The following is a 7,428-nucleotide window of genomic DNA, read 5'->3' on the forward strand; positions in this document are numbered from 1 at the left end:
TTCTGGTCAGCCGTCCATTCCGACCGGCAGGGCCAGGGAGTCGTAAGGGGTCGTCGCCAGGGTGCGTGCACGCAACCACTGGCCGACGGACAAACCGTGCGCCGGCATCAGAATCACTCCGTCGACGTCGTAGGCCTGGGCGGTGCCGCGCGCCACCGCCACCTCGCCGCCCGTGAACAAACGTCCCGGCGCTGCGGACGGTTCCGCATCATCACGGCTCTGCGCGACAGCCGCGCGTTCCAGCTCCGCGGTCAGGTCCCGCCAGGACGTCAGGTCGCCGATGTCGTCGACCACCACCTCGTCGATCTGGCCGAGGCGCGAGAGCTGGCGCACGAGCGAGATGTCGTGCTGGAGGTCCAGCAGACGCGCCTCGCGGTCCGCGACTTCCTCGGGATCCGGCGTGTCCGCCCTCTCGGCGCCCGGCGTCCCCGCCTCGGGAGAATAACGGTAGGTCCCCACATGGTCAAACCTGATACGCGACAGGAAATCGGCCGTGACCTCTACGTCCTCCTCCTCCTCGCCCGGAAAGCCGAGCAGGATGGTCGTGCGCAGGACCACGCCCGGCCTCTCGGCGCGCAGGCCGGTGAAGAAGCGTTCCAGTTCGTCCACGGCGAAGGGCCTGTTCATGCGCCTCAGGATACGCGGCGACGCATGCTGGATCGGCATGTCCACGTAAGGGACGACCTTGGGCGTCTCCAGGATGCGCCGGAAACGGTCGCCGTCGATCAGGCCGGGATACAGGTAATGCATGCGTATCCGGCGCAGACCCGCGATCCCGCCCAGGACGCGTACCAGATCCAGCAGGTCCTCGCCCTGGCCGCGTCCGTAATCGCTGGTATTCTGCGCGACGAGCATGATCTCGGCGACACCACGGCCGGCCAGCCGGGCCACCTCGCCGGCGATCTCCGCCACCGGCCGCGAGCGCTGATTCCCGCGAATCGTGGGGATCCGGCAGAACGCGCAGCGGAAGTTGCACCCCTCGCTGATCTTGACGAACGCCAGGTGGGGCGGTGTCAGCAGGGGACGGTCGGCGAGGCCGTCGTAGCGTGCGTCCCCGGGCCGACCGATGGGTATGCGGTCCGCGCGGGCCTCAAGGGCCTCGAGGATCCGGTCGAAGTTGCCCACGCCGCTGACCAGATCGACCTCGGGAAAGCGCCCGGCGAGGGCGGCGCCCTGTTCCTGCGAGAGGCAGCCGGTCACCACGAGCGTGCGCCCGCCCTTGCGCGCGCAGAGGGTGGCGATGGCGTCATAACTGTCCAGGCGGGCGGCCTCGATGAAGCCACAGGTGTTGACGACGAGGATGTCGGCGGCGTCGGGGTCCTCCACGAGCGAGATCCCCCGCGCCATGAACCTTCCCAGCAAGGCTTCGGAGTCGACGAGATTCTTGTCGCAGCCCAGGGTCGTGATGAATACGGAACGGTTTCCCGTCACAGCGGATCTTCCCCGTCCGCGGCCTCCAGCGCCTCGAGCACGTCGGGCTGCATCAGGACTTCGCGCGCCTTGCTGCCGATGAAGGGACCGACCACGCCCGCCTGCTCCAGCAGGTCCATCAGCCTTCCGGCGCGTGCATAGCCGACCTGCAGCTTGCGCTGGAGCATGGACGTGGAACCGTGCTGGGAGAACACGACGATCTCCCGCGCGCGCTCGAAGAGTGGATCCGACTCCAGTTCGAACCCGGACAGGTCGTCCCGCTCCTCGGCCAACGCGATGTGCCGGGTGACTTCCGTGTATTCCCGCCAGTGGGCGGCGATCGCCTCGCACTCATCGACCTCGAGGTAGGCGCCGTGCAGGCGGATGGGCCGGGCGCGCCCGGGCTGCAGGTAGAGCATGTCGCCCTTGCCGAGCAGTTTCTCCGCCCCGTTGGCGTCGAGGATGGTGCGGGAGTCGTTCTTCTGGATCACGCGGAAAGCGATCCGGCAGGGTATGTTGGCCTTGATGACGCCGGTGAGCACGTCGACGCTCGGACGCTGCGTGGCCAGCACCAGGTGGATCCCGACCGCCCGCGCCTTCTGGGCCAGGCGCGTGATGGGCAGCTCGATCTCCTGGCCCAGCTGGATGATGAGGTCGGCCAGTTCGTCGACGATGCACACGTAGTAGGGCATCGGCTCGGTGACGGGTTCGCCGTCGTCGCCGGTCACCAGTCCCGTCGCCACCTTGTGGTTGTAGGCTTCGATGTTGCGCACGCTGTGACGGGACAGGCGCCGGTAGCGGTGGTCCATCTGCGCTTCCATCCACTTCAAGGCCCGCAGCGCCTCCTTGGGATCGGTCACCACGGGCGTCAGCAGATGCGGCACGTCGTTGTAGACGTTCAGCTCCAGCATCTTGGGATCGATGAGCAATAGCCTCACCGTCGCGGGATCGCAACGCAGCAGCAGCGAACAGATCATGGCGTTGATGCAAACGCTCTTGCCGCTGCCCGTCGCCCCGGCGACCAGCAGGTGCGGCTGGTCCGCGAGATCGATCGAAACGGGATCGCCGAAGACGTCCCGTCCCAGGACGACGCTCAGCGGTTTGCGCAGCTGGTCGGCGGCGAGCGTGAAGACCTCCTTCATCGACACGATTTCCTGCGTGGGATTCGGGATCTCGATGCCCACGGCGGCCTTGCCGGGTATGGGCGCCTCCATGCGGATCGATCGCGCCTTCATGGCCAGGGCCAGATCGTCGGAGCGCTGCACGATGGCGTTGACCTTGATCCCGGAGGCGGGCTGGTACTCGAAAGTCGTCACCACCGGCCCCGGACGCACGTCCTTGACCGTTCCTTCCACACCGAAAGAGCGGAGGGTCTCCTCCAACAGGTCCGCCGAGGCGTTCAGGACGCTCGCGGTCATCTGCGTTCCACCGGCGGGCGTGTCGTGCAGCAGGTCCAGGTCCGGCAGGGGTATGCGCGCGCCGGGCTCGACGAGCCCTCCGTCCACCTCGGGGAACTCGCCATCCCCGGCCGGGGGCCTCTGCACGGCGGTGCTGACGGAGCCCCCGCCCCTCTTGCCGCGCGTGACCGTCGTCACGGGAACCGAGGGTTCCGTCTGCGTCGGCAGGTCGGACGGCCCCGCCGCGGGTTCCAGCATGTGCACCATACGTGTCGCCCGTGCGGGAGCCGTGGTCCGGCCCGCGCCGACATGCGGTGGCACGTTGTTCGTCTGCGCCTCCAGCCGGCTGTTGCGTCGCCAGTCCGCCATGTCCCCACCGACGCCGCGCCACAGGGACCAGAGAGCCTTGACGGCGCGCGCCGGCAACGCCACCAGCCACCACACACCCCGGCCGACGGCGCCGAAGCCCAGCGACACGGCGACGCCCACCGACGCCAGCCTGTCCAGCAGCGGACCGAGCCAGGGGCGGGCGACGAGGACCAGGGCCGAGAGCAGGAAGAAGGTCAGGAAGATCAGTCCGCCCCAGCGGCCGAACAGCGCGTGGAAACCGCTGGCCAGATACCAGCCGACCGCCCCACCCGAGCGGGCTGCCGCCTCGCCGGGAAGCGGTCCTGCGGGCTGGGCGAGCCAGGCGGCCGAAGCCAGACACAACGTCAGCAGCCTACCGCCGAGGGGCAGGAACCGGGAAGCCCCGCGCACCACGAGCCGCGCGCCCCGCCAGAGAAACCAGGCGGGTACGGCCCAGCACCAGATGCTGCCGAAGACGACCCGGCAGGCGAAGGCGAGGCCCGAGCCGACCGGCCCTCCCGGGTGATCGGGGCGGAACAGGCCGGTCAACGGTCCGCCGGCCAGCACGTCGCCCCAGTGGGGCCCGTCGCCTGTCAAGGCCAGGACAGCGTACAATCCCAGGGACACGTGGAGCAGTCCCCCGAAGCGGGGAGATTGCCACCAGCTGTCATGCGCCCCGCCCTTATGCTTCTTCCGCGATGACACGAGCTTCGATCGCCTCCTTGAGACCGTCCATCTCGCTATCAAGGAACTTGGTGGTGGCCTCGCCGGCGCGGAAAATCTTGTTCTGCAGGACTTCCAGGTGGAAGGGGATGGATGTGGGCACGCCTTCGATCACGCATTCCTCCAGCGCCCTCTGCATGCGCATCAGGGCCTCTTCCCGGTCCCTGCCGTGGGTGATGATCTTGGCCAGCAGCGAATCGTAGTACGGGGGAATGCTGTACTCGGAATAGACGTGGCTGTCGACGCGTACGCCGGGGCCTCCGGGCGCGTGGTAGAAGAAGATGCGTCCGGGGCACGGCATGAAGTCGCGCGTCGGGTTCTCGGCGTTGATGCGGCACTCGATGGCATGGCCCTGCAGGTGCACGTCGTCCTGCCCGAAATCGAGAGGCACTCCGGCAGCCACCGCGATCTGGTACTTCAGCAGGTCGATGCCGGTCACCATCTCCGTGACGGGGTGCTCGACCTGTATGCGGGTATTCATCTCCATGAAGTAGTAGGATCCGTCCTCGTCGAGGAGGAATTCGACGGTCCCGACGGAGTCGTAGCCCACGGTCCGCGCCAGCTTGACCGCGGCTTCGCCCATCTGGCGCCTCAGTGCGGGCGAGACGGCCGGTGAGGGCGCCTCCTCGATAAGTTTCTGGAGGCGGCGCTGCACGGAGCAGTCGCGCTCGCCCAGATGGACCACGTGGCCGTGCTTGTCGCCGAGGATCTGGATCTCCACATGCCTCGGGTTCTGCAGGAATTTTTCGACGTAAACCCCGTCATTGCCGAAGGATGCGCCCGCTTCCGACCTGGCCGTGACGTATCCCGAGCGCAGATCCTCCACGTCCCGCGCCACGCGCAGGCCCTTGCCGCCGCCGCCAGCGGTCGCCTTGATGATCACCGGATAACCGATCTGCGCGGCGAAGGCCTCGGCCTCCTCCACGCTCCCGATCAGGCCCGGACTCCCGGGAACGGTGGGCACGCCGGCCTCGCGCGCCGTCTGCCGGGCGACGGCCTTGTCGCCCATCCGGCTGATGACGTCGCCCGGCGGCCCGATCCAGGCGAAGCTGTTCTCGTCGCAGATCTCGGCGAATGCGGCGTTCTCGGCCAGGAAGCCGTAGCCGGGATGGAGGGCGTCGGCGCCGGTTATCTCCGCCGCGGCGATGATGTTGGGGATGTTCAGGTAACTCTCGCTGCTCTGCTTGCCGCCCACGCACACCGACTCGTCGGCGTACTTGACGTGCAGGGACTCGGCATCGGCGGTGGAATGAACCGCCACACAGGCTATATCCATCTCCCGGCAGGCGCGCATGATGCGCAACGCGATCTCGCCTCGGTTTGCCACGAGTATCTTCTTGAACATCAATTTCTCCCGGATAACGGCCTCAACCCTGCCGCGCAGGGGCGTGAGCCATTGTCTCGCCACTGCAGCAAAATGGCAAGCGCCAACCGCCCTGAACGGTGACGCGCCCCCCTTGCGGGGAGCGCGCAGCGATGGGACGACACAGAGGTCAGGAAGGATCCACCAGGAAGAGGATTGCTTCCGCCTCGACCGGACTGGCGTTCTCGGCCGTGATCTCCTTGATCACGCCGCTGAACTCCGCCTCGATCTCGTTCATGACCTTCATGGCCTCGATGATGCAGAGCGTCTGGCCGGCCGAAATCGCATCGCCGACGTTCACGAAGGCCGGTGACTCGGGCGACGGAGAGCGGTAGAAGGTGCCCACGATGGGTGAACGTATCTCCTTCCACTTGGCCCGCTCGGGGTTCCTGGCGGCTGCGGATTCTGCCGCGGATTCGGGCGTCGGCAGCATCGGCGCCTGCATGGCGGGAACGGACGCCGCCATGCCCAGGACCTGGGGGGTGGCGTGTTTCTGGATCCTGATGGTCGTATCCTCGCTGGAGATTTCCAGCTCGTCGATCAGGCTGTCCTCGACCAGTTTGACCAGTTCGCGAACCTTGTCGAGATCCATGGTGGCGTCCCTTTCCTGTGCTGGGCAGAATACGTCCTAGACGCGCCCCAGGTATTTACCCGTACGGGTATCGATCTTCAGGACTTCGCCTTCCTCGATGAACAGCGGCACCATCACGACCAGGCCCGTCTCCATGGTTGCGGGCTTGGTGCCGCCCTGGGCGGTATCGCCGCGCACGCCGGGGTCGGCCCTGGCGACCTGCAGCCCGACCGTGTGCGGAGGTTCGACGGTCAGCGGCATGCCCTCCCGCAACAGCATGCTGACGGTCTCGCTCTCCTTGACGTACTTTGCGAGGTCGCCGAGCGTATCCTTGGGCAGGGATATCTGCTCGTAGGTCTCGAGGCTCATGAAGGTCATGAAGTCGCCGTCCACGTAGAGGTACTGATAGTCCCGCCTCTCCAGCCTGACTTCCTCGACCTTCTCCCCGGCCCGGAACGTCTCTTCCACGACCTTGCCGGATTTTACCGCCTTGAGCTTGGTCCGGACGAAGGCCGGACCCTTGCCGGGTTTGACGTGCTGGAACTCCACGATGGACCACAGGTTGCCCCGGTAATCGATCACCATGCCATTGCGGAAATCGCTGGTATCTGCCAACTCTGCCTCGCTTGCGGGTTTCTGCCTCGTCTCCAGGAACGACAATTGATAACACGCCTCGGACCGCTTGGCAATCCCGGGCTCAAGCGAGCAGCTCTTTCAGCCCGGAGAGGGCCAGACCGTATCCGCGCGACCCGAATCCGGCCACGCTCCCCGACACGACGTCGACGATGAGATTGCGGCGGCGAAAATCCTCGCGCGCGGCGGGATTCGAGAGATGGACTTCCACCACCGGCACGCTCACGCACAGCAGGGCGTCCCTGACCGCCACCGAGGTGTGCGTATACGCGGCGGCATTCAGCACGATGCCGTCGCAAGCCGCGGCGCTCTCGTGGATCAGCCGGACGAGTTCGCCCTCGCCGTCCGTTTGACGGCAGTGCACGTCCAATCCGAGTTCCCGCCCGTAATCGATGCAGTAGCGCTCGAGTTCGTCGTACGCGAGGTCGCCGTAATGCTCCGTCTCGCGCGACGACAACTCTCCGAGGTTGGGTCCGTTCAGGACGGCGATCCTGTGCATCGGCATGGTCAGCCTTCCCTGTCCTGCCCGGCGACCCAGGCGTCGAAGCGGTCCCGGTTGCCGCCGTCCGCTCCTGCGTCCGGTGCCCCGGTCCCGGTTGCGGACCCGCGCGTCGCCGTCGTCTCGGCGCCGGCCTCCAGTTCGGTGATGCGGGCCACGATATCCTCGCGCCCGGGATGTGCCGCCAGGACCTGGTAGAGGATGCGCAGGGCCTTGTCCTTGTGCCCCTGCGCGAGGTAGATGTCCGCCAGCGTGCGCGTCACGAACATCGCCGGCACCGCGTCAGCCGACGGCGTTCCCGCCGCGAGCTCGGTGGCGGTCGTGCCCGGCGTGGCCGAGGCGGACTCCGTCACTGTCGTCTGCCCTTGATCCGCCAGCACGGTCCGCGCCGGCTCGTGTGCGGTCCCTTTCGCCGGGTCGGGCACCGTCCGCACCGGTTCCGCATCATTATCCGGGAGGGTATGGCTGCGCTGCGGGTCCAGCG

7 protein-coding genes are annotated in these 7,428 nt (G+C 67.2%); all 7 read right to left on the reverse strand.

What is annotated here, in order from left to right; genetic code table 11:
• Positions 1 to 6: 6 nt before the first annotated feature.
• Positions 7 to 1,431 carry a MiaB/RimO family radical SAM methylthiotransferase gene (locus tag KJ554_04975; GenBank protein ID MBU0741691.1) on the reverse strand — a complete coding sequence of 475 codons (1,425 nt, stop codon included), beginning with the start codon at positions 1,429 to 1,431 and terminating at the stop codon, positions 7 to 9.
• Positions 1,428 to 3,782 carry a DNA translocase FtsK gene (locus KJ554_04980; protein ID MBU0741692.1) on the reverse strand — a complete coding sequence of 785 codons (2,355 nt, stop codon included), beginning with the start codon at positions 3,780 to 3,782 and terminating at the stop codon, positions 1,428 to 1,430. Before KJ554_04980 ends, KJ554_04975 begins: the two co-directional genes overlap by 4 nt.
• 55 nt (positions 3,783 to 3,837) lie before the next feature.
• A complete protein-coding gene (accC, locus tag KJ554_04985) occupies positions 3,838 to 5,223 on the reverse strand; it encodes an acetyl-CoA carboxylase biotin carboxylase subunit (protein MBU0741693.1) in 1,386 nt (461 codons plus the stop codon).
• Positions 5,224 to 5,371: 148 nt separating this feature from the next.
• Entirely contained in the window at positions 5,372 to 5,833 is a 462-nt protein-coding gene (gene accB / locus KJ554_04990) for an acetyl-CoA carboxylase biotin carboxyl carrier protein (GenBank protein ID MBU0741694.1), read from the reverse strand.
• Positions 5,834 to 5,869: 36 nt separating this feature from the next.
• Positions 5,870 to 6,427: an elongation factor P gene (efp, locus tag KJ554_04995; protein ID MBU0741695.1), complete on the reverse strand. Its 558-nt coding sequence runs from the start codon at positions 6,425 to 6,427 to the stop codon at positions 5,870 to 5,872.
• A gap of 82 nt (positions 6,428 to 6,509) precedes the next feature.
• Positions 6,510 to 6,944: a 3-dehydroquinate dehydratase gene (locus KJ554_05000; protein MBU0741696.1), complete on the reverse strand. Its 435-nt coding sequence runs from the start codon at positions 6,942 to 6,944 to the stop codon at positions 6,510 to 6,512.
• A gap of 8 nt (positions 6,945 to 6,952) precedes the next feature.
• On the reverse strand, positions 6,953 to 7,428 hold a 476-nt coding region (locus KJ554_05005), incomplete at its 5' end, for a hypothetical protein (GenBank protein MBU0741697.1).

Source organism: bacterium (assembly GCA_018814885.1).
Taxonomy (GTDB): Bacteria; Krumholzibacteriota; Krumholzibacteriia; order LZORAL124-64-63; family LZORAL124-64-63; genus JAHIYU01.